This is a genomic window from Neisseria sp. P0021.S007, from assembly GCF_051956855.1.
Genome location: NZ_JBQCXA010001324.1, coordinates 1 through 499 on the forward strand (window position 1 = coordinate 1; position 499 = coordinate 499).

Sequence of the window (499 nt, forward strand, 5' to 3'; positions counted from 1 at the left end):
GATAATCAACACCAACGCCAGCGTCAGCGGTATAAACCAAAGCCACATCGGCATTTTTTCCAACGCCGCCACCGCGCCGTCAAACAGGCGAAGCAAATACGGGTAGAGCAAAATCATCAGACCAAACGCGGCAAGCAGCAGGATATCTGCCTGCTTCGGCGCAGCCCAACCTGTTTCGTTGGTAAATAAGGCATCAAAAACCATCTGCGTATCGGCGAGGCTGCCGGTGTTGAACACGACGAAAGTGAAGCAGACGAAATGAAAAGTGACGAACCAGGCAAGCGGTCGCAAGATTTTCAGACGACGTGAACCGTCCCGACCGAATATCTTGTCGCCGCAGTTGAGCAAAATTAATGCCACGCCGTGCAGCGCGCCCCACAGCAGGAAATTCCAGCCGTAGCCGTGCCAAACGCCCGACAATACCATCGCCAGCAACAAGTTAAACTGCGTCAGGACGAAGCCGTGTTTGTTGCCGCCCAAAGGAATATAAATGTAGTCG

At 53.1% G+C, this 499-nt stretch carries 1 protein-coding gene; it reads right to left on the minus strand.

Translation table 11 applies throughout. The features are described 5' to 3' along the window. Window positions 1–499, minus strand: a 499-nt coding sequence (locus ACTHUR_RS18970; protein ID WP_440400324.1) for an MBOAT family O-acyltransferase, incomplete at both ends; no start/stop codon positions are given.